Origin of the sequence: Bradyrhizobium sp. AUGA SZCCT0283, assembly GCF_018130385.1 — a bacterium.
Classification (GTDB): Bacteria; Pseudomonadota; Alphaproteobacteria; order Rhizobiales; family Xanthobacteraceae; genus Bradyrhizobium.
In genome coordinates this window covers 19215-44862 of record NZ_JAFCLU010000010.1, presented here as the reverse complement: position 1 = coordinate 44862, position 25648 = coordinate 19215, and the positions used below count along the sequence as shown (strand labels likewise).

Here is a 25648-nt window from a genome sequence, read left to right as displayed (position 1 = left end):
GAAGGTGTGAACGTTGGGAATTTCAAGCCGGCGATCGTCTACACGATCTACATCGCTGCCACGCCCGAGCAGGTTTGGGAGGCGCTGACACGCGCGGAATTTTCCAGAAAATATTTCTCCGGCCATGCCGTCGAGGTCGATCTCCGGGTGGGCGGCGCCTTCATCATGCGCACGCCTGACGGCGCCCTGCATATTTCGGGCGAGGTGATCGAATGCGAACCCGCAAGGAAGCTCACGGTCACCTTCAACGTCAACTGGCCGGCGCTGGTGGAAAAGCTCGGGCCGACGCTCGTCACCTACGAGATCGAACAGGCGGGCGATGCGGTGAAGCTGACGATGCTGCAGTCGCACGACCGCGACATCAGCGACGACATCCTGTCCGGTGGCCGCACCGGCTGGCCGGCGATCCTGTCGAGCCTGAAGAGCCTGCTGGAAACCGGCGAGGCGCTGGCGATCAAGATGCAGCCGCCGGAACGGATGCTGGCCGCGCTGAAGGAAATGGGGATCGGGACACCGTAGGCTGGCGGCAAACAAGGTCGTCATACGCGGGCTTGACCCGCGTATCCATCAATCTTCGCAAAGAGTCATGCAGGAGGGACGGATTTTCGGGTCAAGCCCGGCAATGGCGTCCAGAGGATGCTGCGATCTATTTCTCCCCTCACCCCACCGGCGCAATGATCCGGCGATAAAGATGCCAGGTGGTGTGGCCGAGCACCGGCAGCGTCACGACGAGGCCCAGGAAGTACGGCACAGCCGAAATCGCGAGCAGGACCACGATGAGCGCCGCCCAGCCGATCATCGGCAGCGGGCTCGTCGCCACGGCACGCACGCTGGTGATCATCGCGGTGACGAAATCGACGTCGCGGTCGAGCAGCAGCGGAAACGACACCACGGTCAGAGAAAACAGAATCAGCGACAGCGCGGCGCCGACGGCGTTGCCGATGGCGAGGAATAAGAGGCCCTCATTGGTGGTGAGCACCACCGTGATGAACTCGCGCAGGCTGGCGAACGAGGCGTTGAGCCCGAGCAGCAGCGCGATCAACAGCCTCACCTGGTACATCCAGATCACGAACACAAACAGCGTGACGAAGGCCATCCAGCCGATCTCGCTTCGCGTCCTCACGGTGGCCCAGATCGCGCCAATCGAGATCGGCTGCCCCGCCTCGCGCCGGCGGCTCACCTCATAGAGCCCGACCGCGACGAATGGGCCGATCATCGCAAAGCCAGCGGCGAGCGGATAAGCCAGATAGACCATGCCGAATGCCGTCAGGCAGAGCAGGATCGCGATCCCGCCGGCGGCATAGAGCGCGCCAAAGGCCAGCCCGTAGAGCGGCACGGCCTGAAAATCCCGCAAGCCTTGGCCCAACGCCTCGGCGATGTCAGCCGGCGCAATACGCCGCACCACCGGGTCGACCTTCCCGGAAACCGATGTCATCGATTCCTCCATTCAGTTTTGGGGTATTGAGGCAGGGCGGCGCGGCAGGTGTGTTGATCTCGGTCAAAGGGAACGCAAGGAACTCCTTTTCCCCGTTCCCACCCGCAAGCGGGGCAAAGCTGGAGGCCCGATCCCAGCGCCCACAACCGGCGCTGCAGCATGGGGATCGGGACGCCGTAGGCAGCGCGACGTCAGCGCATGTCGTCGCTGCCTGGTGCGCAATTGCGCACTGGGGCCGCAGCTCGCCTGCAGCTCTTCGCGAGTGGACTCGAGCCTGCCCAGGGGATATTCCAGCACGGTATTTCCAGAACGGCTGCCTCGCAGGCAGATTCCGAACGTCACTGAAATAACAGCGAAATTGCTGATTTGAGCGCGGAACGACGCACCGATGAGCCTGCGCACCCGGCTATTGATACTGGTTATCGCCGCGATGCTGGTGCCGGCCATCCTGATAGGCCTGCGCTTCGTCCAGAATCGCACGAGCGAGATCGACGCCGCACTGGCCAACCTGTCGGCGACCGCCAACGATATCTCAAGCGATCTCGATGAGAAAATTCAGGGCACGGCCCAGCTCCACTATGGCCTCGCCCGCGCCCGCGATCTCGACACACGCGACAAGGCGGCCTGTTCGGCCTTCCTTTCCGCCGTGCGCGAAGAATATCCGCAGTTCACCGGCATATTGACCATCAATCCGGACGGCAGCCTGTTCTGCGACTCGCTGCGAACCAACCGGACCCTTGATCTCAGGGATCGCGAATATTTCAAGCAGGCCCTGGTTGCGCACGGCATTGTCACGCTCGAACCCGTGTTCGGCCGGCTGACGGGGACCTCGGTGTTGCAGATCGCCTACCCGGTGCGCCCGGAATCAGGGGAGCTGAAATTCATCCTGCTCGCATCGTTCAATCTGAAGAAATTCGCCGAGTATCACGAAAAGCGCTCCGTGAACGGCAACGAGATTCTGCTTGCCGACCGCAAAGGCATGGTCCTCGTGGCGCCCCAGGGAAAAGGCTGGGCCGAACCGGGCGCATCGATTGCGAATTCGGAACTGTTCCGATTTGCGACCTCACCGAACCGCGAACCGTTCCGCGAGGTGACCGACCGGGATGGCCGAACCCAGGTCTGGGCCGTCGCCCGCTCCCCTTCGGTCCGCGATGCCGGACTTTATATCCTGGTCGGACGATCCAAGGACGGCCTGGTCGCCGCCGCCAACCGCCGCCTCTACGAGGATCTGGCGATCCTCGCGGTGGCCTCGCTGCTGCTGCTGGCGGGCGTGTGGCTTCTGGCCACCATGAGCGTCGGCCGCCAGGTCGGGCGGCTGGCTGCGATGGCGACGAAACTGGGCCTGGGCGATCTGAGCGCGCGGATTGCGCCGCCGCATCCGCGGGGCGAACTCGGCGGGCTGATGACGCTGCTCAACGGCACCGCCGAGTCGCTCGAGCGCCAGCGCGCCGCGATCGATGAGCTCAACCAGAAACTCACCCAGTCCCAGAAGATGGAGGCGATGGGCCAGCTCACCGGCGGCGTCGCGCACGATTTCAACAATCTCTTGACCGTTATCCTCGGCAATGCGGAGCACCTCGCCGAGAAGCTGGTGGCGCACAAGGAACTGCACCACATCGCCGAAAGCATCGCGACCGCCGCCGAACGCGGATCGGACCTGACGCGGAGCCTGCTCGCGTTCGCGCGCAAGCAGCCATTGATGCCGCGAGACATCGACATCGGCCGGAAAATCGTCGGCATGGAGCCATTGCTGCGCCGGACGCTCGGCGAACATATCGAGTGCGAATTCCGGCTTGATCAAAACCTCTGGCAGGCCAGCGTCGATCCCGGCCAGCTGGCCTCGGCCCTGCTCAATCTGGTGCTCAACGCGCGCGACGCCATGCCATCGGGCGGCACGCTGACGGTCGAGGTGAAAAATACCTCGCTCGGTGAATCCGATGTCGACGTCAACGGCCAGGCGCGGCCCGGCGATTACGTCATGGTCGCCGTGACCGATACCGGCACCGGCATGACGGCCGAGGTCGCCAGCCGCGCCTTCGAGCCGTTCTTCACCACCAAGGAGGTGGGCAAGGGCACCGGCCTCGGCCTGAGCATGGTTTACGGATTCGCCCAGCAATCCGGCGGGTCGATGCAGATCCATTCCGAGCCGGGACATGGCACCGCCGTCAAGCTGTTCTTCCCCCGCGTGGCAGCGTCCCAGGCGAGCGCCGCGCCATCAGCCGGTCAGCAGGCCGCGCCCGCCGGCAGCGAAACCATTCTCGTTGTCGAGGACGACGACATGGTGCGCGGCTATGTCGAGAACGAACTGAAGGCGCTCGGCTATCGCGTCATCGTGACACGCAACGCGCCCGCGGCACTGGCAATATTGCGCGGCCCCGAGAATATCCACCTTCTGTTCACGGATGTCGTTATGCCCGGCGGCATGTTCGGAACCGAGCTTGCCGGCGAAGCAGCCCGCCTGCGGCCACACCTGAAGATCCTCCTGACGTCAGGCCATACCGAGCATCCCGTCGACGCGATCGACGGTGGCGGCCGCGAGGTGCGAATCCTGAACAAGCCCTACCGCCGGCACGACCTGGCGTCGATGCTGCGCTCGGTTCTGAAGGCGGGCTGATCGGGCCAGGCACACACTCCCTCAGGAGGTCGTCCCTGCGAACGCAGGGACCCATACTCCGCGGCCATCATTATTGGAAAGAAAGCGGATAAACTACTAGCGCGCAAACAATTGCCGCCGGTGGTTATGGGTCCCTGCGTTCGCAGGGACGACGGTAAGCTCTAGCCCAGCACCCTGCTCTACAGCGGCCGGCACACGGGATTGCGCTTGTCAGGACCGGGACACCAGCAGGAGGGCGACAACAAGATTCGCCACGAACAGCATCGCATCGATGGCAAAAATCCGAAGCATCGGGCCCTTCAACACGGGCCAATACGCCACCCCAACCCGTCCGCCACGCATCAGGACCGGAAGGTTGTAGGCGAACTGGCTGAAGTGACACGCGGCAAAGAACAGGAATAACGCAAGCTGCGCGTCGTACACCTGAAAGAAGGACGGCCGGAACACCAGGAGATACAACGACAGGAGGCCGATCGGCAGATTGATCGCGCCTAGAAATGCCACGCTGGCCGACAAGGTCGGGGCGATTGGATTGCCGCGCTCCTCCCGAGGCACCAGTATCTTCAGCGTATTGCCCTGCGCGATGCTGAACTGCATGAACGCGGCGCCGAACCAGAGCGCATTGAGAAGCAGGACAAAATCCGAAAATCGCATGTCTACTTTCCGTAGAAGGCCTCGCTGCGCACCACACGGCCGGCACCGTCGAAGTCCATGAACTCGCTGGCGCGACTGTCGCCCAGTTGCCACCACACCGTCAGGCGCGCAATCGTGTCGTCCCAGCTCCAGTTCAGGATTTTCAGGTCTGCGCTCTCAATGCCGCCGTAAGCCCTCTGCCAGTAGGCGCGGATGTTCTCGGCGCCCGCGACTACCGGGGATTCCGTCAATTTGAGCGCCAACGGACTGCGCATCTCGGCGTTTTCGGCGAAGTGCGAAACGACCGCGTCGATATCGACCTTGCGCCAGTTCGCGCACCACGCCTCGACAAAGCGCCCGGCCGCCACGCGGTCCATTGTTTGTCCGCTCATGCTTGCGCCCTCCCTCGGTGCAACTGCCGGGAAGAGATGGCACAGGGCGGCCCTTACGTCAACTAGATTGACCTGAGAAAATTGTCAGTTGTGGTCGGCAATGACCCCCATGACGGCCATCCAGGCGGCAGCGCCGGGTGGGCCGACACGATCGAACGCCTCGCGCAGAACCTTGCGCTCAGAGTCCGATGCCCGTTGCTCAATGCGTTTTCCTGCTTCCGTCAGCCGCAGCAATTTGGAGCGATGCTGCTCGGGCGACCGCTTCGATGTCAGGAGTTTACGCTGCAGCAACAGGTTCAGCGGCCGATTCACGGCTTGCTTGGATATGCCGAGGATCTCGATCAGCGCGCCGATTGAGATGTCGGGCTGTCGCGCGACCACGTAGAGAATGCGATGGTGCGGACGTGAGAGGCCGAGCGTGGCGAGATACTGGTCGGCCGAGAGCGTCATGCCACGCCAGCCGTAATACATGAGCTCCAGCGCCGCGTCCAAATCGTGGAGCTTCCTGAGCGAGGCGCGGTGCAGACCCGCGGCGTGAGAAGCATTTTTTTGCATGTACCTACCGCGTCGAATTGACCGAAGAGAATCTAGCCCAGCGCCCGCAACTCCCGCCGCAGCACCTTGCCCGTCGCCGTCATCGGCAGCGTGTCGGCGAACTGCACAAAGCGCGGGTATTCATGGGCGGCGAGCTGCACTTTCACGAACTCCTGAATCTCGCGCGCCAGTTCATCGCTCGCGGCAAAGCCCGGGCGCAGCACGATCCACGCCTTGATGGATTCGGTGCGGATCGGATCGGGAATGCCGACCACCGCCGACATCGCCACCGCCGGGTGCTTCATCAGCGTATGCTCGATCTCGGAGGGACCGACACGATAGCCGGCGGTAGTGATGACGTCGTCCTCGCGGCTGACGTACCAGAAATAGCCGTCCTCGTCCTGCACGCCGAGATCGCCGGTCAGCAAAAATTCACCGGCGTATTTTTTGGCGGTTGCCTCCGGGTTCTTCCAATATTCGATCATGGTACACGGGCACGGCTGGCGCACACCGATGATGCCGCGCTCACCTCTCGGCAACTCCTCGCCCCTGTCGCTGACGATGCGGACGTCAAAGCCCGGCGTCGCCTTGCCCATCGAGCCGGGGCGGATCGGAAACAGGTTCGAATTGCTGCCGATCACGAGGTTGCATTCGGTCTGGCCGAACACTTCATGCGCATCGATGCCAAACGTTTCGCGCACCCACCCCAACAGCTCGCCGCCGAGCGATTCACCGCCGGTAAAGATGCTGCGCAGCTTGACGCCGGGATTTTTCACGCCGGCCTGCCGCATCAGCTTCAGCGCGGTCGGCGGCAGGAACGTGTTGCGGATGGAAAGTTCAGCCATCATCGCCATCGCCGCCTGGGGCTCGAATTTGCGCGCGCGGTGGCCGACCAGCGGGATGCCGTGATACCAGAACGCCAACAGCGCATTGATCAGCCCGCCGATCCAGGCCCAATCCGCCGGCGTCCACATCAGGTCGCCCGGCTTGGGTAGAAAATTGTGGCACATCTCGACATTCGGCAGATGGCCGAGCACCACGCGATGGGCATGCAGCGCGCCCTTTGGATTTCCTGTGGTGCCCGAGGTGTAGATGATCAGGGCGGGATCGTCGGCTGATGTATCGACGGTCGCAAATTCCTCGGACGCGGTTTCGATCGACGACCAGAACGGCTTGGCGCCGGCGTGAACGGCGCCGCTCGTGACGTAGATGTCCTGCAGGTAGGGCAGCCGGTGACGGATTTTCGTAAGCTTGTCCCAGCCCGCTTCGTCGGTGACGATCGCCCTGGCCTCGGAATTCGACAGGCGAAATTCCAGCGCATCCTCGCCGAACAGCGCGAACAGCGGGATGGAAATCATTCCGGAACGGAAGGCGGCGAGATGCGCGATCGGCAGTTCAAGCGATTGCGACAGGAACACAGCGACACGGTCGCCGCGCGCGAGGCCGTCGGCCTTCAGCACATTGGCGAAACGGCGCGACATCTCGGCGACCTCGTCGAACGAGGTGCGCGTGGTCGCGCCGCCCTCATCGACATAGATCAGCGCCAGCCGGCCGGAGCCGTCGGCATGGCGGTCGCAACACGCGGTCGCCATGTTGAAGCGGGCGGGAATGTCCCAGCGGAAGTTGCGATAGAGCTCGTCGTAGGTTGAGGCTTCGGTGAGCATGGCGTTTGGTTCGTTCCCTGACCCTATTCGTCATGGCCGGGCATAGTAGTCTGTTTTGCGCAGACTACGTACACTTGTCTGCGCTCCCGGCCATCCACGTTTTGGTTAGGCCGAATTGTAAAGACGTGGATGCCCGGGACAAGCCCGGGCCTGACGTGGAGAGGCTTTTTCTAGCTCGCGTTCAAGAAGACACCGGCCTTCTCTCCATCGCAACCTCCGCCTCGAGGCTTGCGAGGTCGCGATAGATCGAGGCGACGGCGAGCACGCGGCCACGGCTCTTGTACAGGAGCAGACAATCCCTGCCGGCGATGTTGCCGTCCACCGCGATTTCGTCCCATTTCTCGGCGTGGCCGACGTAATTGATCGGCACATCGTAGTGCTGGCTCCAGAAGAACGGCACCGCATCGAACGGCTCGCGCTGCCCGAGCATGTTTCGCGCCGCCGTCTGGCCCTGACGCTCCGCCACCACCCAATGTTCGACGCGGATGTTTTCGCGGGAATGCGGATCGGGCCAGCGCGCGATATCGCCCGCGGCATAGATGCCGGGTACGCTGGTTTCGAGATAGGCATCGACGGTAACGCCGCGATCGATCGCGAGCCCGGCCTTTTCGGCCAATCCGAGGCGGGGGCGTACGCCGACGCCGACCACGACGATATCGGCCTCGATCGCGCCGCCGCTTTTCAGCGTCGCGCGCTTGCCGTCGATCGCGGTGACGGTGTCGCCGAGATGAAAGATGACGCCGTGCTCTTCATGCAGGGCGCGGACGAAATCGCCCATCTCGGGTCCGAGCACGCGCTCCATCGGCCGCTGCTCGAGGCCAACGACGTGGACCTCGACATTTCTGGCGCGCAACGACGCTGCGGCCTCTAACCCGATAAAGCTCGCGCCGATCACAACCGCGCGCCGCGCGCCATCGGCCAAGGCGATAATTGCGCGGGAATCGGCCAGCGAGCGCAGCACGTGAACATGTGACTGGTCGGCGCCCGGTATCGGCAGGCGCACCGGCTCCGCGCCGGTCGCCAGCAGCAAGCGGTCGTAGGGGACGATGTCGCCGCCGGCCGTGACCACCTGGCGCGCGTTGACGTCAATTGACGTGACCTCGGTGTTGAGCCGCAGGTCGATCTTCGCCGCGGTGTAGAAATCGTCCGGCCGCAACGGCAGCCAATCCTCCGGCGCGCTGCCGGCGAGATAGTCTTTTGACAGGTTCGGCCGGTCAACTGGCGGCGCCGCCTCGTTGCTGAACATCACGATGCCGCCGCGATAATCCTGCCGCCGCAGCATCTCGGCTGCGGCAAAGCCCGCCGCGCCACCGCCGATAATCACGATTTGGCCGGGCGCATCGATGGCGCCCTTCACCTGCGGCTTGGGCTGTTCACGCTTTTCCCGGACGAAGATGCGCCCGTCTTCCTGCTCGACCTTCCAGACGGCGATCGGATTGAGCGCTGGCGCCCGGGTGGCTTCGCCGGTGCGCAAGTCGAAACAGGCGTGGTGCCAGGGACAACGGATGCCTCCGCCGGTCACGAGGCCTTCGGCGAGCGGCCCGTGATAATGGCTGCAATGGGCGCCGATCGCAAAGATTTCGGAGCCCGAACGCACCAGCAGAACTTCATCGTCGCCGACATGACCAAGCAAGGTCTCACCCGCGATTTCGGACAGGGGTACGCCGTTTGACAGATCGGGACCGGCGGGCGGTGCTTGCTGATCGGCCATCTCGTCCTCCGCTGCGCTACGTCGCCATTCCCAAAAATTCCTGACGGGTCAGCGCGTTGTCGCGAAAGCAGCCCAGCATGCGGCTGGTCACGAGGTCGGTGTCCGCTTGTGCACGCCGCGCGTCGTCATGCAGTGATGCGACGCCTTGATAATGACGCCGACGCCTTGCGGTTCCAGGACGTCATTGATGGTGTTGGCGATCTGCGCGGTCATCTTTTCCTGAATCTGCAGACGCCTGGCATAGACGTCGACGACGCGCGCCAGCTTGCTGATGCCGACCACGCGGCCGTTTGGAATGTAGGCCACCCAGGCCTGACCGATGATCGGCGCCATGTGATGTTCGCAATGGCTCTCGAAACGGATGCCGCGCAGCACGATCATCTCGTCATAGCCTTCGATCTCTTCGAAGGTCTTTTTCAGGATCTCGACCGGGTCCTGACCATAGCCCGCGAAGAATTCCTCGAACGATCGCGTCACGCGCGCCGGCGTCTCGCGCAGGCCGTCCCGTTCGGGATCTTCGCCCGTCCATCGGATGATGGTGCGCACGGCGGCCTCGACCTCGGCCCTAGCAGGTCTTTTGGTCCCGGACAGGGACGCGCTTGCGCGATCCAGTGCATGTACGTTCGGAGTCATCGAGATGCCTTTCCACGACGTTTGCCAACGGAGCTTGAATCCGTTGGATGTTGCGTCGTCGGAAAGGTTCCCGAAGAAAAATTATCCCGTCAGCGCCGCCTTCACCATCCCGCTCGCCTTGCCGAAATCCATCTGCCCGGCGAATTTCGCGCGCAGCACGCCGATCACCTTGCCCATGTCCTTCATGCCGGCGGCGCCGGTCTCGGCGATCGCGGCCGTGATCGCGGCCTTCATCTCGTCCTCCGACATCTGCTTGGGCAGATAGGCCGAGATGATCGCGATCTCCTCGCGCTCCTGCGCGGCCAGTTCGGCGCGGCCGCCCTTGTCGTAGAGCTCGACCGATTCCTGGCGCTGCTTGATCATCTTCTGCAGCACGCCGAGCAGATCGGCGTCCGACAGCGGCGGCTTGCCCTCCCCGCGCGCGGCGATGTCGGCGTTCTTGATGGTCGAATTGACCATGCGCAGCGTGGAGAGCTTTCGCTCGTCCTTTGCCTTCATGGCTTCCTTGACCGCGTTGTTGATGTCGTCGCGCAGCATGGTCTTACCTTTCGAATTTTCAGGCTCTGATCTAGGCGGTTCGCGGCGCTGAAACAACTAGCTCCTCAGCCATTCGACCAGCGCGTCCGCGGTCGCCTCCGGCTGTTCCGGCTGCGGCAGGTGTCCGCAATTGGGCAGGATCACGAGCCTCGCGTTGTGAATGTTGTTGGCCATCTCGACCGACAGCGCGTTCGGGATGGTGTTGTCTTCGTCGCCCGAAAGCACCAGCGTCGGGCATTTGATGGCCGCCAATATCGGCCGCGAGTCCGGCCGGCTGATGATGGCCTCCTGCTGGCGCACGAAGCCTTCCACCCCGACATCCCCGCCCATGTCATGGACGAGCTGGCGCAGGCTCGCATCCGCGCGGCGCGACGGGTGCACGAAGCCCGCAAAGAGCTCGTCCAGCACGGCGCGGTATTCGCCGCTTTTCGCACGCGCCATCATGGTTCGGCGGCGGGCGGTCGCCTCCGGCGTATCCGGCCGCGCCTGGGTGTTGAGCAGCGCCAGTTTCGCCACCCGTTCGGGCGCCTGCCGCATGATCTCGAAGGCGATATAGCCGCCCATCGAATGCCCGGCGAGTGCGAAGCGCGGCGGCGCCTCGGCCAGAATCCTCCGCGCGATCAGCGCCATATGGCCGTCGCGGATGTGGTTGGCGACCGTCACCGGGCCGAACCGCCACAGATCAGGCACCACGGGGGCGTAGATCCGCGGCGAGCTGACGAGGCCCGGGACGAGCAGGATCGGCATCGAGTTGTCCATGCCTGGCTCCGGATTGGAGGCAAAATCTCGCAAAAAGGCGGAAAAGCCACCTTAAGACCGCGGAACTGGCTGTCAAATATGCGGCAAACGCATGTGAATCCACGTCTTCCGGCTTTGACGCGCGGGGGCGCTTGCGACTATGAAGTGCGCTCATGACAACATCTGAAAACGCTTCAGCCTGGCCGGACCACAAACCGACCGCGCTCCTCGTGCTTGCCGATGGTACCGTGCTGGAGGGTTTTGGCCTCGGCGCGGAAGGCCACGCCGTCGGCGAGGTCTGCTTCAACACCGCGATGACCGGATACGAGGAGATCCTCACCGATCCCTCCTATGCCGGGCAGCTCATCACCTTCACCTTCCCGCATATCGGCAATGTCGGCACCAACGAGGAAGACATCGAGACGGTGAACATGGCGGCCACGCCGGGCGCGCGCGGCGTCATCCTGCGCTCGGCCATATCAGATCCCTCGAACTACCGCGCCACCAAACATCTCGACCGGTGGCTGAAGGCGCGCGGCATCATCGGCCTCTCGGGCATCGACACCCGGGCGCTGACCGCGCTGATCCGCACCAAGGGCATGCCGAACGCGGTCATCGCCCACGCCAAAAATGGCGAGTTCGACCTGCATGGCATGAAGGAAGAGGCGCGCGAGTGGCCGGGCCTCGAGGGCATGGACCTGGTGCCGATGGTCACATCAGCCCAGCGCTTCACCTGGGAAGAGACGCCGTGGGTGTGGGAAAAGGGTTTTGGCCGGCAGACCGAGCCGGAGTTCAACGTGGTCGCGATCGACTACGGCATCAAGCGCAACATTCTGCGGCTGCTCGCCGGTGAAGGCTGCAAGGTCACGGTGGTGCCCGCCACGACCTCGGCCGAAGACATTCTGGCGATGAAGCCGGACGGCGTGTTCCTCTCGAACGGCCCGGGCGACCCGGCCGCCACCGGCAAATACGCGGTACCGGTGATCAAGCGGGTGATTGCGTCGGGCACGCCGACCTTTGGGATTTGTCTGGGCCACCAGATGCTGGGGCTTGCCGTCGGCGCCAAGACCATGAAGATGCACCAGGGCCATCACGGCGCCAATCATCCGGTCAAGGACGAGACCACCGGCAAGGTGGAGATCACCTCGATGAACCACGGCTTTGCCGTGGATCAGGCGACGCTGCCGGAGGGCGCGACGCAGACCCACATCTCGCTGTTCGACGGCTCCAATTGCGGCATCGAGCTCAAGGGCAAGCCCGTGTTTTCCGTGCAGTATCACCCGGAAGCCTCGCCGGGCCCGCGCGACTCGCACTATTTGTTCAAGCGGTTCGCCGACCTGATGCGCGCGAACAAGCGGGCGTAAGCCGCTCCGCCGTCATTGCCTGCGACAAACGCGAAGCGTTTGCGCAAGGAAGCAAAGCGACGAAGCAATCCATTCTTGCTTTGCGGCCCAATGGATTGCTTCGCTTCGCTCGCAATGACGTTCCTTGAAAACCAACGCATGAGCGGATCAAATCCGGGGCATGATGAGATATCATGTGACGAGGCACCGGTTTGGCGATATTCCATTAATATGATGATCGTAATTATAACGACGGGAATACCCCATGCACGACAGAACCGCCGCTCCCAAGGTCGAATACGGCGTCACACCAACCCGTGTGATGGCGTCGATGTCGGGCCTCGATTTCGTCCGCGCCATCTTTGACGGCAGATTGCCGGCGCCGCCGATGATGCAGAACGTGGAGCCGTTCGATTCGACCGCCGAAGCCGGCCACGTCGTGTTCCACAGCGTGCCGGGCTTCCGGCACTACAATCCGATCGGCTCGGTGCATGGCGGCTACGCCGCGATCCTGCTGGATTCCGCGATGGGGCTCGCTGTCCACACCGCGCTGCCCGCCGGCACCGGCTACACCACGCTCGAATTCAAGATCTCCTTCATCAAGGGCATGACGGAGGATACCGGGCCTGTCCGCAGCGAGGGCAAGACGCTCAGCGTCGGCCGCCGCGCCGCCACCGCAGAGGCGCGCATCACCGATGCAAAAGGCCGGCTGCTCGCGCATGCGACGACGACGTGTCTGGTGTTCGAGATTCCGAATGGAACGTGAGCGGCAGACAACGGTTTGATCTTGTAGGGTGGGCAAAGGCGCATTTGCGCCGTGCCCACCATTTCACGCATTGCTCGGAATGGTGGGCACGCTTCGCTTTGCCCACCCTACGATTTCGGAGACAACCATGTCCGTCGTCAGCGCCGATATCGAGCCGCTCACCTTCATCTTCGAGGACGACGGCCTCGTTCCCAACAATCCCCTGCCGTTCCTGGTCTACAAGGGCGCGGTCGATGTCGCGAACGACCACCCCGAGAAGACCATCGAAGGCCTGTTCGGCGCCAATGGCTGGGGCGCGATGTGGCGCAACGGCGTCTACGACTATGCGCATTATCATGCCACCGTGCATGAGGTGCTCGGCGTTGCCCGCGGCCACGCCCGCGTTCGCTTTGGCGGTGACCGCGGCGAGGAACTGGAGATATCGGCCGGCGACGTTGCCATCCTGCCCGCGGGCACCGGGCATCAATGTCTCTCGGCCAGCCCCGATTTCTGGGTGGTCGGCGCCTATCCGCCGGGACCACCGATGCAGATCACGCGGCCGACGCCGGAGAACCATGCCAGGGCGCTGAAGACGATCCCGGAAGTGAAGCTGCCGAAGGCCGATCCGGTCAGGGGCGCGGACGGCCCGCTGGTCAGGCTGTGGAAGCGCAGCGCGCGATGATGCGGCCGAGACCGTCAGCCGCGGCTGGCGATCGGCAAGTTCGAGTTGGCTGAAACATTCGGTGTCGGCTCGCCGGAAGACAGCCGCATCGCGGCGACCCGGGCGACAAAAAGCCCGATGACGAGATTTGCCCGTTCGGTCTCCAGTCTGTCGCGGATCGCGCCGCTCGGTTCGGTCGCGCACATGGTCTTGATGCAATCGAGGGTGCGGGACAATGAATCGACCACCGCCAATATCGGTTCCATGGATGGCGGCGCCACCGCCTGCGGCTCCGACACGGCTTCAGCCTTCGGGCCACGAAATTCAATTACTTTCTGCATCGCTCGATTTCCAAATCAGAACAGCCAGTAACGCTCGGCCCGGTTGCATCCGCATCATCCTGCACGGCTGATCGGGCGGCTTCCATCATAGCGAAGCCTCGCGCAGGCTCGCTTAAATTGATTATCGGAATCTTGCAGCACAATCTAAAGACGCGCGCTTTTTTTGTGCATTCCGACCGGTTTGCGTCCGGCCGGCTAACGACATGCCGTGTAGGAACCCACCCACACCAGAATCGACGCCAGAAGACCGATCACGCCGGCGTTGCCGGCAAAAGCGGTGGCGCTGCCGGACATCCCCAAACGAAGCGAGTCACGGCTCATCCCGTCAGGTATCGAGATCACCGCCGGAAACGTCGTCGCGCCGCCGAGCGCGTTGGTGCGCGCAAGCGTCCCCGACGCCGCGATCTGGCCCTGGCCGATGCCCTTCGGGATCCCAGTGATCCTGGCGTGATAGATACGCCCCGGGGCGTTATCGAAAACAATATCGACGAGCGTGCCCTCCTTGATGGTCTGGAAGCCATTCTGCGAGAACATTCCGACCAGCGTGATCTCCCTCTCGACGATGAACGACATCGCCGAGTGCAACTGCAACGCCCGATCGCCGACCGTCAATGCAACAACGGTGACATAGCCGTCGGCGGGTGCGCGGATGGTGGTCTGCGCTAGTTCCCAGTTGGCGCTATCAAGTTGCGCCCGAAGCTGCGCGACGGTCGTGTTGACGCCGCCGATCTCGGAATCCAGTGCAAGTTTTGCACTCTGCTGCGCGGCCTTGGCCGCGCCAAGCTGCGCTGACACGGTTTCGTACTGGACCTACTTGTCCTGCGCCTGAAATTGCGTGTTGGCATCATCCGCTGCAAGCATCTGGATGTCGGCGAGACGTTCTTTGTTATAGGCGACCTGCGTGGTGAGCCCGCTGACATTTGCTGTTGCCTGTTCGTAATTCGATTTCAGGATCTCGACCTGCTGCTTTGCGCCAGCAAGCGAGGCCTGCAACTGCGCGACCTTGTATTGAAACGGCGCCGGGTCGATTTGAAACAGCACGTGGTTGGCCTTCACCGGCACGTTCGACTTGACCGGGATCGCGACAATTTGTCCCGTCACATTCGGCGTCACTTCCACCACGCGGCCGGTCACCGTCACGCGCCCCGACGGCGTGAGGTAGTTAAAAAGCGCAAGAAATGTCGCGAGGATAAACCCGCCTATTAACAGCGAGATAGTTCCGGACAACCAGCTCCATCGCACCAGTTTGAATTTCGAGAACACGGCCCACAGCGCGACGAGATAGAGGCACAGAATAATGATCATCGCTGGCCCTCGTTGTTAGGTTGTGCTATCGTGACGCCCGCGGAGATAGCCGAAGTCACACTTCGAAGCCCCTACAACGACAAGCTTTATAGCATTCGAAATTCCAGCAATCCTGCTTCGATTCTGCAGACGCCATACAGCGTTAAATGCAGCCGGCGTTGCAATTCAGTTGCACGCTCCCTCGCGCACCCAAGCGCGAGTGCTTCAAGTCGTTCCGTGGTTTTTTTGTACAAGGAATGATGTCATGCGTATCACAACACTGAATCATATTTTTAGAATACTCGCCGTAACCGCGACGTTGCGCGGGACCGAAACAGCGCTTGCCCAGAATTATCCTTATCCGCCCTGTTGCTGAAACGAGAAGACACAGGGATGCGCGCTACGTCGGTCGGAAGGCTCTGGCGATATGATGCCGATCAGCTAACCGAAAGAAACGTCGCGCCGCCGCTCATGGGAGGCGGGAAGATTCCGAAGGTGGACAAGGAGAACTGAACGACGCAGCAAATAGCAACTGCCAATCGACAAATCAGAAGAGGAGGTTCGACATGTTTCGAGGAATCCTGCCACTGACATTGTCTCTCTGCCTTGGTGCGGCGACAGCACCTGCGGCGCTGGCCCAATCGGCAGCACCCATCACCGAACAGGAGGCGCACGCCATCGCGGTGGACGCCTATGTCTATTTCTACTCCATCATGTCGATGGACGTTTCCCGCAAGCAATTCACCAACGGCATGGGCGATTTCAAGGGCCCGATGAACACGTTCGTCAATGTGGGCGAATACCCTCCGGCGGATTTCAAAGGTGTGGTGCGCTCCAACTTCGACACGCTGTATTCCGCCTCGTGGCTGGACATGACCAAGGAGCCCGTCGTCATCTCGGCGCCGGATACCAATGGACGGTACTACCTGCTGCCGATGCTCGACATGTGGACGGACGTCTTCGCATCGCCCGGCTGGCGAACGACGGGCACCAAGGCCGGGACGTTCCTGGTGGCGCCGGCGAATTGGAGGCCGGATCTGCGCGACAAGTTCGCTGAGGAGTTCAAGCTGCCGAAGGACACCCAGCGCATCGACGCGCCAACGCCCTACGTCTGGCTGATCGGCCGGACCAAGACCGACGGCCCGCCGGATTATGATGCGGTTCACAAGATCCAGGCCGGCTACAAGGTCACCCTGCTTTCCGAGTATGGCAAAGCGCCCAGGCCGGTCGACTTCAAGCCCGACCCAAGCATCGACATGAAGACGCCGCCGAAGACCCAGGTCGATACCATGTCGGCGGGCGTATATTTCGCCAACGCGGCCGAGCTGCTCAAGCTTCATCCGCCACATGTCACCGACGAGCCGATCCTTGCGCAGATGAAGAAAATCGGCATCGAGCCTGGCAAGAGCTTTGACATCGGCAAACTCGATCCGGCCGTGCAAAGGGCGCTGGAAACCGCACCGCAGGATGCACAGAAGCTGATGGCCTGGAAGCTGCCGACGCTGGCGCGGGTTGCCAACGGCTGGTCGATGAACACCGACACGGTCGGCGTCTATGGCAACTATTACCTGAAGCGGGCTATTCTCGCGCAGCAGGGACTTGGCGCGAATGTGGTCGAGGATGCCATTTATCCGCTCAATCTCGCCGACGACACCGGCAAGCCGCTCGATGGCGCGAACAAATACACCATCACCTTCGAGAAGGGCGCCACGCCGCCTGTCAATGCGTTCTGGTCGATCACGCTGTACGATCAGGACGGATTCCAGGTGGGTAACACGCTGAACCGTTTTGCCGTCAGCAGCTGGATGCCGTTCAAGTACAATGCGGATGGTTCGCTCGACCTCTATTTCCAGAACGCGAGCCCCGGCAAGGAGTTCGAAGCCAACTGGCTTCCTGCGCCGAAGGCACCGTTCAATCTGACGATGCGCCTGTACGCGCCGAAGTCGGAAGCGCTGACCGGCAAATGGAATCCGCCGTCGGTCGTGAGGTCGCAAACAACGGTGGGCATTTCGGCCCAATAAAAGTTGACGGCACGCCGGCGCTTCGGCGCCGGCGTCTGACCGCGCCAGCACGATCACCCCGAGGAGACGTTCAAATGTTGACGAAACGCGATCTTCTTCGTTCCGCTGCACCTGCTGCACTCATTGTCACGACCACGCTGCCCGTCACGCCGGGCATTCACCTGGTCCACTGACCCATCTGCAGGCATGTCAGCAAACTGACGTAGCTTGGCGTGCCGCCGATGCTCTCCTGCGAGATGCAGCTTGCCCGGCTTGGCGCGGGGAATTTCGACCATTGGCCTGCGAGCTGCCGCTTCGCTTTCTGTTCATCGTTCACGCAGCTCTTTATCGACTGGTCAACGGAGAGGCCGGCGGTGGCGGCGACGTCGAGCTTGCAACTCCGCGCAATGTCGAATTTCGGCACCCCGTCGGCCACTGCGACGACCAACTGCGAGCTCATAACGATCATCGGAAAAGAGATAGGCATCTCCCGCCTCCTTCGGATCGCAGCAAAAGCTTCGGGCAGCCGCTCTTCGAAGCCGCAGCGCAGCCTACCGCAAACCCGGCCTGGACGCGACGGGAATGTCCTGCAGGCAGCCGCCGCAGGCCGCAGGGACGGCAAGACCGCCCTCGCGCCTGCTCAAGCGCAACCGCGCTTACGCCGCGTTGGCGCCTTCCTGGCGGCTGGCTTCGAACAGGAACCAGGTCCGGCGCTCGGTCTCGTCGATGAAGACTTCGAGCAGGCTTGCGCTGCCGGAATCCTCATGATCGTCGCAAAGCTTGTGGGCCTTGCGCATCGCGGCGGCCATCTTCTTGTTGTCTTCCATCAGCTCGCGCAGCATTTCGCGCGGCGGCACATAGGCGTCGTTGTTGTCCTGGATGGTCTGCAGCCTGGCGATCTGCCCGATCGAGCGGATCGTGGTGCCGCCGAGTTTGCGCACCCGTTCGGCGAGCTGGTCGGTGGTGGCGAAGATCGCCTCCGACTGCTGGTCCAGCATCAGATGATAGTCGTTGAAATGCCGGCCGCTGACATGCCAGTGGAAGTTCTTGGTCTTCAGGTAAAGCGCAAAGGCGTCCGCCAGCAGCGTGTTGAGGGATGTCGAAATCTTCTCGACGGCAGTCGGAGCCAGGTCGGTCGGCGTGTCGAGGTCGGGGGATACCTTGTCGGATTTGTTGTTGGTTTTGCTCACGTTGCACCTTCCTGTTAGGAACCGGACTCTGGCGGCGGTGGACATTGGCCGTCGGACGACCTAACGCATCACTTTCAGGCTGGTTCCGGTGCCGGAACCCGCTGATTTACCGGACGCGCGCGCATGGATGAATGGATCGACTATTACGATTCCACGCATACGATTTATGCGAGCAAGCTGCATCGCGACCTGCATTTCCAGATCGTCGCGCGCGACATCATCGGCTACATCTCCTCGCCCGACTCCGTCGTGCTGGACTATGCCTGCGGCGAGGCGCTGTCCGCCGCCAAGGTGGCCGACGCCTGCGGCAAGCTCTATCTGGCCGAGCCGGCGCCCGGCGTCCGCGGCCGGCTGATCGCGCGCTTTGCGCCGAATACCAAGATCCGCGTCCGTTCACTTGATGATCTTAGAAAGATGGACGAGTCGGTCGATCTCGTCGTCATGAATTCGGTCGCGCAATACATGACGCCGGATGAGCTGGATTCGGCGTTCGCCGTCATTCGCCGGCTGTTGAAGCCGGGCGGCCGCCTGGTGCTGGGCGACATTTTGCGGCCCGAAGTCGGCATGACCAAAGACGTGCTGGCGCTGTTGAAATTCGCTTCCTCCCACGGCTTCCTGAAAGACGCCCTGTACGGCCTCGCGAGCACGGCCCTGTCGGACTACCGGCAACTGCGCACCCGCGTCGGGCTGCAGCGCTACAGTGAAGATCAGATGATCAAGAAGCTCGCCGCCGCCGGCTTTTTGGGATCACGCGCCCCGTTCAATATCGGCCACAACCCGTGGCGGATGACGTTCGTGGCGCGGCACGCTTTCCAACGCAATTGAACTCGGCGCGCGCCAGGGTTGTTAACCCTAAGGCGCGGTAGGGTATGGTTCACCGCGCCGTGATCGGCGATGATTGCCATGGCCCGGTGGCGGAAGCGACGACGCGGGAGCAGTGCAATGCTCTTTATCCTGGTTCAAATCCAGGCCGGGCCTCCACGCTTCGCCCTGACGGGCTACGCGTGGCGCAGCCACGCCGGAGACCGGCGGGGCGGTGTCCGGCGTAGCTTGAGCAAAGCGAAAGCATAGACGGACTGGGGCCGCCCCTAGAGCGAAGCCTCCGGCAGATACCCCTGATTTTCCCTAAAATCGCGGTTGATGAGGGGGTTTTGGGGGTTTCGCGGGTGCGGAATCTGGTCTAAAGACCACCCGCGCGCGAGGGTGACCCGCGCTCTTGGCTTAGGGGACGCGCAGCATGCGCGCCCTTTTTTTGTGCCCAATTTCCAGTCTGAGAGCTGATGCCCAAAAGAACAGATATCTCCACCATCCTGATCATCGGCGCCGGTCCCATCGTGATCGGCCAGGCCTGCGAATTCGACTATTCCGGCACCCAGGCGGTGAAGACGCTGAAGGAAGAGGGCTACCGCATCGTCCTCGTCAATTCCAATCCGGCCACCATCATGACCGACCCGGAACTGGCTGACGCGACCTATATCGAACCGATCACCCCCGAAATCGTCGCCAAGATCATCGAGAAGGAGCGCCACGTCATCCCGGGCGGCTTTGCGCTGCTGCCGACCATGGGCGGCCAGACCGCGCTGAACTGCGCGCTGTCGCTGCGCCGCCAGGGCACGCTCGACAAGTTCGACGTCGAGATGATCGGCGCCACCGCCGACGCCATCGACAAGGCCGAAGACCGCCAGCTTTTCCGCAACGCCATGGAGAAGATCGGCCTGCAGACGCCGAAATCGCGGCTCGCCAACGCCTCGGCGCTGAAGAAGTCCTACCGCGACAAGTACCTGGCCGATCGCGAGAAGCTGTCGGGCGCCGCGCTGGATGAGCTCGAGCGGCAATGGACGCTCGGCGAGAACGAGCGCCGCAAGCGCTACCAGGAGCACGCGCTCGGCGAGGCGCTGATGGCGCTGTCCGAAATCGGGCTGCCCGCGATCATCCGCCCCTCCTTCACCATGGGCGGCACCGGCGGCGGCATCGCCTACAACAAGGAAGAGTTCCTCGACATCATCGAACGCGGCCTCGACGCCTCCCCGACCAACGAAGTGCTGATCGAGGAATCCGTGCTCGGCTGGAAAGAGTTCGAAATGGAGGTGGTGCGCGACAAGAAGGACAATTGCATCATCGTCTGCTCGATCGAGAACCTCGATCCGATGGGCGTGCACACCGGCGATTCCATCACGGTGGCGCCGGCGCTGACGCTGACCGACAAGGAATACCAGATCATGCGCGACGCCTCGATCGCGGTGCTGCGCGAGATCGGCGTGGAGACCGGCGGATCCAACGTGCAGTTCGGCGTCAACCCCGACGACGGCCGCATGGTGGTGATCGAGATGAACCCGCGCGTGTCGCGCTCCTCGGCGCTGGCTTCCAAGGCCACCGGCTTTCCGATCGCCAAGGTCGCCGCCAAGCTCGCGGTCGGCTACACGCTCGATGAAATCGCCAACGACATCACCGGCGGCGCGACGCCCGCCTCGTTCGAGCCGACGATCGATTACGTCGTTACCAAGGTTCCCCGGTTTGCGTTCGAGAAATTTCCCGGCGCCTCCACCACGCTGACGACCTCGATGAAGTCGGTCGGCGAAGTGATGGCGATCGGCCGCACCTTCCAGGAGAGCCTGCAGAAGTCGCTACGCGGGCTCGAGACCGGCCTGACCGGGCTCGACGAGATCGAGATCGAGGGGCTCGGCCGCGGCGACGACAAGAACGCGATCCGCGCCGCCTTGGGCACGCCGACGCCGAACCGCATCCTGCAGGTGGCGCAGGCGATGCGGCTCGGCTGGTCGAACGAGGAGATCTTCAATTCCTGCAAGATCGATCCGTGGTTCCTCAGCGAGATGCGCGGCATCGTCGACATGGAAGCAAAGATCAAGGCGAACGGCCTGCCGCCGAACGGCTACGGCATGCGCATGCTGAAGGCGATGGGTTTTTCGGACGCACGGCTGGCCGTGCTGTCCGAGTCGACCGAGGCCGAGATCACGGCAAAACGTCACGCGCTCGGCGTCCGCCCCGTGTTCAAGCGCATCGACACCTGTGCCGCGGAATTCGCCTCCCCCACCGCCTACATGTATTCGACCTATGAGGCACCGTTCGCGGGCGCGCTCGCGGATGAGAGCGCGCCGTCGGACAAGAAGAAGGTCGTCATCCTCGGCGGCGGCCCGAACCGGATCGGCCAGGGCATCGAATTCGACTATTGCTGCTGCCACGCCTGCTTCGCACTCGCCGACGCCGGCTATGAGACCATCATGGTCAACTGCAATCCGGAGACGGTGTCGACCGACTACGACACCGCCGACCGGCTCTATTTCGAGCCGCTTACCGCCGAGGACGTGCTGGAGATCATCGCCACCGAACGGCAGAACGGCACGCTGCACGGCGTGATCGTGCAGTTCGGCGGCCAGACCCCGCTCAAGCTGGCGCGTGCGCTGGAAGCGGCCGACGTGCCGATCCTCGGCACCTCGCCCGACGCCATCGACCTCGCCGAGGACCGCGACCGCTTCAAGCGCGTGCTCGACAAGCTCAGATTAAAGCAGCCCAAGAACGGCATCGCCTATTCGGTCGAGCAGGCGCGGCTGGTGTCGGCCGATCTCGGCCTGCCGCTGGTGGTGCGCCCGTCCTATGTGCTGGGCGGCCGCGCGATGCAGATCATCCGCGAAGAGAACCAGCTCAACGACTATCTGCTCGGCACCTTGCCCGAACTGGTGCCCGGCGACGTCAAGGCGCGCTACCCGAACGACAAGACCGGCCAGATCAATACCGTGCTCGGCACCAATCCGCTGCTGTTCGACCGTTATTTGTCCGACGCCACCGAAATCGACGTCGACTGCCTGTGCGACGGCAAGGACACCTTCATCGTCGGCATCATGGAGCATATCGAGGAAGCCGGCATTCATTCCGGCGATTCCGCCTGCTCGCTGCCGCCGCATTCGCTGGATGCGAAGATGATCGAGGAGCTCGAGCGGCAGACCCGCGAGCTGGCGCTCGGCCTCGACGTCGTCGGCCTGATGAACGTGCAATATGCCATCAAGGACGGCGACATCTACGTGCTCGAGGTCAATCCACGGGCGTCGCGCACCGTGCCGTTCGTCGCCAAGGTCGTCGGCACGCCGGTGGCGAAGATCGCCGCCCGGATCATGGCCGGCGAGAAGCTTGCGGATTTCAAGCTGAAGAAGAAGCAGCTCGGCCATGTCGGCGTCAAAGAGTCCGTCTTCCCGTTCGCACGCTTCCCCGGCGTCGACACCGTGCTCGGTCCGGAGATGCGCTCGACCGGCGAGGTCATGGGCATCGACCGCTCCTTCGAGGTGGCGTTCGCTAAAAGCCAGCTCGGCGGCGGCACCCGCGTGCCCCGCAAGGGCACGGTGTTCGTCTCGGTGCGCGAGATCGACAAGAACCGCATCGCCGAAGCGGTCCGGTTGCTGCACTCGCTCGGCTTCAAGGTGATGGGCACTTCGGGCACCCAGCGCTTCCTGGCCGACAAGGGCATTCCGACCGAGAAGGTCAACAAGGTGCTGGAAGGACGGCCGCACATCGTCGACGCCATCACCAATGGCGACATCCAGCTCGTTTTCAACACCACCGAGGGGCCGCAGGCGCTGGCCGACAGCCGTTCGCTGCGGCGGGCTGCCCTCTTGCATAAAGTGCCGTATTACACCACTCTTTCGGGTGCTGTGGCGGCCGCCCAGGGCATCCGCGCCTATCTGGGCGGGGATCTTGAGGTCCGCACGCTGCAGAGCTACTTTTCCGAAAACTGATCGTTGGCCGGGCTGAAATGCCCGCTAAACGATTGGCAACAAAGCCGTATGGCCGGAACTCACCGCCCGTTTGGATGTTGAATCGGCCCTTGAGCGGGCCGAAAATTGCGAAAATTAACAGGCTGGCGGGCTCGCATTGGGCCATGAAAGCCCGAATCGAAATCTAAAAAATGCCTCGTGCGCGCAACGCCCTGGGCGGTTCGCACGATGGAAGAACGGAAAGAAATGATGGAAAAGGTACCGATGACCGCGAGCGGCTATGCCGCCCTGGAGGTCGAGTTGAAGCAGCGCCAGTCGGTGGAGCGTCCGCGCATCATCGAGCATATCGCCGAGGCGCGCTCGCATGGAGACCTTTCGGAAAACGCGGAATATCATGCCGCCAAGGAAGAGCAGTCGCACAATGAAGGCCGCATCGCCGAGCTCGAAGACAAGCTGGCGCGCGCCGACATTATCGACATCTCGAAGCTCTCGGGCGACACCGTCAAATTCGGCGCCACCGTGACGCTGGTCGACGAAGACACCGAAAAGAAGACGGTGTGGCAGATCGTCGGTGAGCCGGAAGCCGACGCCAAGAAGGGCCGTATCTCGATCACCTCGCCACTGGCCCGCGCCCTGATCGGCAAGAAAAAAGGCTCGACGGTGGAAGTCGTGGCGCCGGGCGGCGCCAAGGCCTACGAGATCACCAAGGTCGAGTGGCGATAGAGCGCGATGACGTCGTCATCCCGCTCAATCTCTTTTGATTTGAGCATGATCTCCGCGCGAACGCGTTCCGCGTTTGTCGCGAGGGAAAACCGGCATCCACTTTGCGCTCACGCGGCCCTTCGGGTCCGGATCATGCTGTAGTCACCTGCAAGTTACTGTTGCGACAAAGCCGCGTTTCGACGCGGCTTTTTTGTTGGCGCCGCGCTGACAGGATTGTGAGTGGCGATGCGGCGGATTCCATCATATTCGACTCCCGGGACAATGCTTATAAATCATAACTAAATGGACGAGGCGCCGGCGCTGCGAGACTTCGCCATTCCGGCACGACGACTGCGATGAGCGGCAGGCTTCGGTCTGCCGGAACGGCATCTTGTTGCGCTGCAATCGCGACAATGCCGCGAAGCGATGACTTGCGAAGGGAATGATTCAATTTCAGGGGTGTTGTGCCGGCATCACACGCGATCGGCCAACACCGTGTAATGTCGTAGCGCTAAGTTCTAGCGTGCCAAACAAGGGGGACGATGACATGGACCAATTCGACAAGATGCTCGCGAAATGGCAGCCGACGGCGCTGAGCCTGTTTCGCTTCATCACCGGGCTTCTGCTGCTTCAGTACGGCATCGCCAAAATCTTCAAGTTTCCGGTATTGCCCTATTTCGCCAACATCCCGCCGCTGATCACCACCGCCGGCGCGCTCGAACTGGTGCTTGGCGCGCTGTTGATGATCGGCCTGTTCACGCGGATCTCCGCGTTCATCCTGTCCGGTGAAATGGCCTTCGCCTATTTCCTCGGACACATGTTCAAGGATCCCGCCAAGCCGGTGTTCCTGCCGCTGCTCAATGGCGGCACGGCCGCGATCCTGTTCTGCTTCGCCTGCCTCTATCTGGCGACCGCGGGCGGCGGACCGATCAGTGTCGACGAGATGCGGAAGAAGTAAAGTCGAGACTCGTGGGGTGGGCAAAGGCGCACCTTCGCACCGTGCCCACCACTCCGAGTCTCGAAAGAACTGGTGGGCACGCTTCGCTTTGCCCACCCGAAGCACGTAGCGACGCTCGCTCGCGCCTCAGCCCGCCACCTTCACATCGAGCGGCACCGCCGCTTCGTATTTCGAATTGTGCAGCACCAGCGACGTCCGCACATTGCGCACGTGTGGGGCTGCGGTCAGGTGCGTGACGAAATCCTGAAACGTCGCCATGTCGGGCGCGACGCATTTGAGGATGAAGTCCACCTCGCCCGACAGCATCCAGCATTCCCGCACCAAGGGCTCGGCGCGGACGAAATCCTCGAACGCGCGCAAATCCGCATCCGCCTGGCTGGACAGATGGACGGACGCAAACACGGTGACGTCGAAGCCGAGCCGGCGCGGGTCCAAGAGGCCCCGATAGCCCAGGATATAGCCTTCCTCCTCCAGCGTGCGGACCCGGCGCAGGCAGGGTGGCGGCGAAATACCGACGCGTTTGGCCAGTTCCACGTTGGTGATTCGGCCATCCGCCTGAATTTCGGCAAGGATTTTGAGGTCGATTTCGTCAAGATTCTTCGACACGCGCGTCGGGTTCCCTGGTTCTGGCTGCGCTGGACAGGTCTTACTGGCAACTCTCTTAGCGCACGGCGCGCGGCTTGCGCAATTTTATTGCGCGTGCAGCGCCACATTTCGCGATTGTGACTTCAGTTCCGGGGAAAATTCGCTGGGATGAATTGCAATTCTTGCATAGCTACCCAGATATCCTAGACTTGGATTTGACACTT

Annotated in this window: 24 protein-coding genes, 1 tRNA gene and 1 pseudogene; 11 read left to right on the top strand and 15 right to left on the bottom strand. The window is 62.6% G+C overall.

Translation table 11 applies throughout. From position 1 onward, the window contains the following. Positions 1-6 precede the first annotated feature (6 nt). Positions 7-519 (top strand): SRPBCC family protein, encoded by a 513-nt coding sequence (locus JQ624_RS15800; RefSeq protein WP_212419984.1) that lies wholly within the window; start codon positions 7-9, stop codon positions 517-519. A gap of 139 nt (positions 520-658) precedes the next feature. On the opposite strand, the gene JQ624_RS15795 is transcribed toward JQ624_RS15800, so the two are convergent. Continuing rightward, complete coding sequence (locus JQ624_RS15795) at positions 659-1435, bottom strand: DUF2189 domain-containing protein (RefSeq protein WP_212419825.1); 777 nt, start codon at positions 1433-1435, stop codon at positions 659-661. Between the two features lie 388 nt (positions 1436-1823). On the opposite strand from JQ624_RS15795, the gene JQ624_RS15790 reads away from it, so the two are divergent. Then, on the top strand, positions 1824-4049 hold the full coding sequence (locus JQ624_RS15790) for an ATP-binding protein (RefSeq protein ID WP_212419824.1): 2226 nt from the start codon (positions 1824-1826) through the stop codon (positions 4047-4049). A 210-nt stretch (positions 4050-4259) separates the two neighbouring features. Here JQ624_RS15790 and JQ624_RS15785 read toward each other — a convergent pair whose 3' ends face one another. From JQ624_RS15785 to JQ624_RS15750, 8 genes and pseudogenes are all read right to left on the bottom strand, one after another. Continuing rightward, the gene (locus JQ624_RS15785; protein ID WP_212419823.1) at positions 4260-4703 is read right to left on the bottom strand and encodes a hypothetical protein; all 444 of its coding nucleotides are present in this window, start codon (positions 4701-4703) and stop codon (positions 4260-4262) included. A gap of 2 nt (positions 4704-4705) precedes the next feature. Beyond that, positions 4706-5074, bottom strand: coding sequence for a nuclear transport factor 2 family protein (locus JQ624_RS15780; protein WP_212419822.1), 369 nt, complete (start codon positions 5072-5074; stop codon positions 4706-4708). A gap of 84 nt (positions 5075-5158) precedes the next feature. Then, positions 5159-5629, bottom strand: coding sequence for a MarR family winged helix-turn-helix transcriptional regulator (locus JQ624_RS15775; RefSeq protein WP_212419821.1), 471 nt, complete (start codon positions 5627-5629; stop codon positions 5159-5161). A gap of 32 nt (positions 5630-5661) precedes the next feature. Next, positions 5662-7272, bottom strand: coding sequence for an acyl-CoA synthetase (locus tag JQ624_RS15770; RefSeq protein ID WP_212419820.1), 1611 nt, complete (start codon positions 7270-7272; stop codon positions 5662-5664). Between the two features lie 181 nt (positions 7273-7453). Then, positions 7454-8983, bottom strand: a complete 1530-nt coding sequence (locus tag JQ624_RS15765; protein WP_212419819.1) for an FAD-dependent oxidoreductase — start codon at positions 8981-8983, stop codon at positions 7454-7456. A gap of 16 nt (positions 8984-8999) precedes the next feature. After that, positions 9000-9616, bottom strand: a pseudogene (folE, locus tag JQ624_RS15760) (GTP cyclohydrolase I FolE). A gap of 81 nt (positions 9617-9697) precedes the next feature. Next, entirely contained in the window at positions 9698-10153 is a 456-nt protein-coding gene (locus tag JQ624_RS15755) for a GatB/YqeY domain-containing protein (protein WP_212419818.1), read from the bottom strand. A 57-nt stretch (positions 10154-10210) separates the two neighbouring features. After that, the gene (locus JQ624_RS15750) at positions 10211-10912 is read right to left on the bottom strand and encodes an alpha/beta fold hydrolase (protein WP_212419817.1); all 702 of its coding nucleotides are present in this window, start codon (positions 10910-10912) and stop codon (positions 10211-10213) included. Positions 10913-11064: 152 nt separating this feature from the next. Between JQ624_RS15750 and carA the strand changes: the two genes are divergently transcribed. From carA to JQ624_RS15735, 3 genes are all read left to right on the top strand, one after another. Continuing rightward, positions 11065-12255, top strand: a complete 1191-nt coding sequence (gene carA, locus JQ624_RS15745; RefSeq protein ID WP_212419816.1) for a glutamine-hydrolyzing carbamoyl-phosphate synthase small subunit — start codon at positions 11065-11067, stop codon at positions 12253-12255. A gap of 244 nt (positions 12256-12499) precedes the next feature. Then, positions 12500-13000, top strand: a complete 501-nt coding sequence (locus JQ624_RS15740; protein WP_212419815.1) for a PaaI family thioesterase — start codon at positions 12500-12502, stop codon at positions 12998-13000. Positions 13001-13127: 127 nt separating this feature from the next. Beyond that, positions 13128-13661 carry a cupin domain-containing protein gene (locus tag JQ624_RS15735; RefSeq protein WP_212419814.1) on the top strand — a complete coding sequence of 178 codons (534 nt, stop codon included), beginning with the start codon at positions 13128-13130 and terminating at the stop codon, positions 13659-13661. A 14-nt stretch (positions 13662-13675) separates the two neighbouring features. On the opposite strand, the gene JQ624_RS15730 is transcribed toward JQ624_RS15735, so the two are convergent. The 3 genes from JQ624_RS15730 to JQ624_RS38580 all read right to left on the bottom strand — a co-directional run bounded on the left by JQ624_RS15730 (position 13676) and on the right by JQ624_RS38580 (position 15286). Further along, positions 13676-13981 carry a hypothetical protein gene (locus tag JQ624_RS15730; protein ID WP_212419813.1) on the bottom strand — a complete coding sequence of 102 codons (306 nt, stop codon included), beginning with the start codon at positions 13979-13981 and terminating at the stop codon, positions 13676-13678. Positions 13982-14176: 195 nt separating this feature from the next. Then, positions 14177-14776 (bottom strand): fusaric acid resistance protein FusE, encoded by a 600-nt coding sequence (locus JQ624_RS38585; protein WP_249129834.1) that lies wholly within the window; start codon positions 14774-14776, stop codon positions 14177-14179. A gap of 15 nt (positions 14777-14791) precedes the next feature. Then, positions 14792-15286: a biotin/lipoyl-binding protein gene (locus JQ624_RS38580; RefSeq protein ID WP_249129833.1), complete on the bottom strand. Its 495-nt coding sequence runs from the start codon at positions 15284-15286 to the stop codon at positions 14792-14794. Between the two features lie 545 nt (positions 15287-15831). On the opposite strand from JQ624_RS38580, the gene JQ624_RS15720 reads away from it, so the two are divergent. Further along, the gene (locus tag JQ624_RS15720; RefSeq protein WP_212419812.1) at positions 15832-17286 is read left to right on the top strand and encodes a DUF1254 domain-containing protein; all 1455 of its coding nucleotides are present in this window, start codon (positions 15832-15834) and stop codon (positions 17284-17286) included. Between the two features lie 157 nt (positions 17287-17443). On the opposite strand, the gene JQ624_RS15715 is transcribed toward JQ624_RS15720, so the two are convergent. Both JQ624_RS15715 and JQ624_RS15710 read right to left on the bottom strand, forming a co-directional pair. Then, positions 17444-17752: a hypothetical protein gene (locus JQ624_RS15715; RefSeq protein WP_212419811.1), complete on the bottom strand. Its 309-nt coding sequence runs from the start codon at positions 17750-17752 to the stop codon at positions 17444-17446. A 169-nt stretch (positions 17753-17921) separates the two neighbouring features. Beyond that, the gene (locus JQ624_RS15710; protein WP_312014429.1) at positions 17922-18455 is read right to left on the bottom strand and encodes a DNA starvation/stationary phase protection protein; all 534 of its coding nucleotides are present in this window, start codon (positions 18453-18455) and stop codon (positions 17922-17924) included. Between the two features lie 123 nt (positions 18456-18578). On the opposite strand from JQ624_RS15710, the gene JQ624_RS15705 reads away from it, so the two are divergent. From JQ624_RS15705 to JQ624_RS15685, 5 genes are all read left to right on the top strand, one after another. Beyond that, positions 18579-19280 carry a class I SAM-dependent methyltransferase gene (locus JQ624_RS15705; protein WP_212419809.1) on the top strand — a complete coding sequence of 234 codons (702 nt, stop codon included), beginning with the start codon at positions 18579-18581 and terminating at the stop codon, positions 19278-19280. Positions 19281-19360: 80 nt separating this feature from the next. Next, a tRNA-OTHER gene (locus JQ624_RS15700) sits at positions 19361-19436 on the top strand. A 299-nt stretch (positions 19437-19735) separates the two neighbouring features. After that, on the top strand, positions 19736-23200 hold the full coding sequence (carB, locus tag JQ624_RS15695; RefSeq protein WP_212419808.1) for a carbamoyl-phosphate synthase large subunit: 3465 nt from the start codon (positions 19736-19738) through the stop codon (positions 23198-23200). A gap of 228 nt (positions 23201-23428) precedes the next feature. Further along, complete coding sequence (gene greA / locus JQ624_RS15690) at positions 23429-23902, top strand: transcription elongation factor GreA (protein WP_212419807.1); 474 nt, start codon at positions 23429-23431, stop codon at positions 23900-23902. Between the two features lie 526 nt (positions 23903-24428). After that, positions 24429-24839: a DoxX family protein gene (locus JQ624_RS15685; protein ID WP_212419806.1), complete on the top strand. Its 411-nt coding sequence runs from the start codon at positions 24429-24431 to the stop codon at positions 24837-24839. A 126-nt stretch (positions 24840-24965) separates the two neighbouring features. Here JQ624_RS15685 and JQ624_RS15680 read toward each other — a convergent pair whose 3' ends face one another. Then, entirely contained in the window at positions 24966-25445 is a 480-nt protein-coding gene (locus JQ624_RS15680; protein WP_212419805.1) for an Lrp/AsnC family transcriptional regulator, read from the bottom strand. Between the last annotated feature and the right edge of the window lie 203 nt (positions 25446-25648).

Coding starts and splice junctions, on each gene's coding strand:
- JQ624_RS15740 (WP_212419815.1), top strand. CDS start 12,500: ATGCACGACAGAACCGCCGCTCCCAAGGTCGAATACGGCGTCACACCA.
- JQ624_RS15775 (WP_212419821.1), bottom strand. CDS start 5,629: ATGCAAAAAAATGCTTCTCACGCCGCGGGTCTGCACCGCGCCTCGCTC.
- JQ624_RS15780 (WP_212419822.1), bottom strand. CDS start 5,074: ATGAGCGGACAAACAATGGACCGCGTGGCGGCCGGGCGCTTTGTCGAG.
- JQ624_RS15790 (WP_212419824.1), top strand. CDS start 1,824: ATGAGCCTGCGCACCCGGCTATTGATACTGGTTATCGCCGCGATGCTG.
- greA (WP_212419807.1), top strand. CDS start 23,429: ATGGAAAAGGTACCGATGACCGCGAGCGGCTATGCCGCCCTGGAGGTC.
- JQ624_RS15770 (WP_212419820.1), bottom strand. CDS start 7,272: ATGCTCACCGAAGCCTCAACCTACGACGAGCTCTATCGCAACTTCCGC.
- JQ624_RS15685 (WP_212419806.1), top strand. CDS start 24,429: ATGGACCAATTCGACAAGATGCTCGCGAAATGGCAGCCGACGGCGCTG.
- JQ624_RS15720 (WP_212419812.1), top strand. CDS start 15,832: ATGTTTCGAGGAATCCTGCCACTGACATTGTCTCTCTGCCTTGGTGCG.
- JQ624_RS15715 (WP_212419811.1), bottom strand. CDS start 17,752: ATGCCTATCTCTTTTCCGATGATCGTTATGAGCTCGCAGTTGGTCGTC.
- carA (WP_212419816.1), top strand. CDS start 11,065: ATGACAACATCTGAAAACGCTTCAGCCTGGCCGGACCACAAACCGACC.
- JQ624_RS15750 (WP_212419817.1), bottom strand. CDS start 10,912: ATGGACAACTCGATGCCGATCCTGCTCGTCCCGGGCCTCGTCAGCTCG.
- JQ624_RS15730 (WP_212419813.1), bottom strand. CDS start 13,981: ATGCAGAAAGTAATTGAATTTCGTGGCCCGAAGGCTGAAGCCGTGTCG.
- JQ624_RS15735 (WP_212419814.1), top strand. CDS start 13,128: ATGTCCGTCGTCAGCGCCGATATCGAGCCGCTCACCTTCATCTTCGAG.
- JQ624_RS15785 (WP_212419823.1), bottom strand. CDS start 4,703: ATGCGATTTTCGGATTTTGTCCTGCTTCTCAATGCGCTCTGGTTCGGC.
- JQ624_RS15755 (WP_212419818.1), bottom strand. CDS start 10,153: ATGCTGCGCGACGACATCAACAACGCGGTCAAGGAAGCCATGAAGGCA.
- JQ624_RS15765 (WP_212419819.1), bottom strand. CDS start 8,983: ATGGCCGATCAGCAAGCACCGCCCGCCGGTCCCGATCTGTCAAACGGC.
- JQ624_RS38580 (WP_249129833.1), bottom strand. CDS start 15,286: ATGATCATTATTCTGTGCCTCTATCTCGTCGCGCTGTGGGCCGTGTTC.
- JQ624_RS15795 (WP_212419825.1), bottom strand. CDS start 1,435: ATGACATCGGTTTCCGGGAAGGTCGACCCGGTGGTGCGGCGTATTGCG.
- JQ624_RS15705 (WP_212419809.1), top strand. CDS start 18,579: ATGGATGAATGGATCGACTATTACGATTCCACGCATACGATTTATGCG.
- carB (WP_212419808.1), top strand. CDS start 19,736: ATGCCCAAAAGAACAGATATCTCCACCATCCTGATCATCGGCGCCGGT.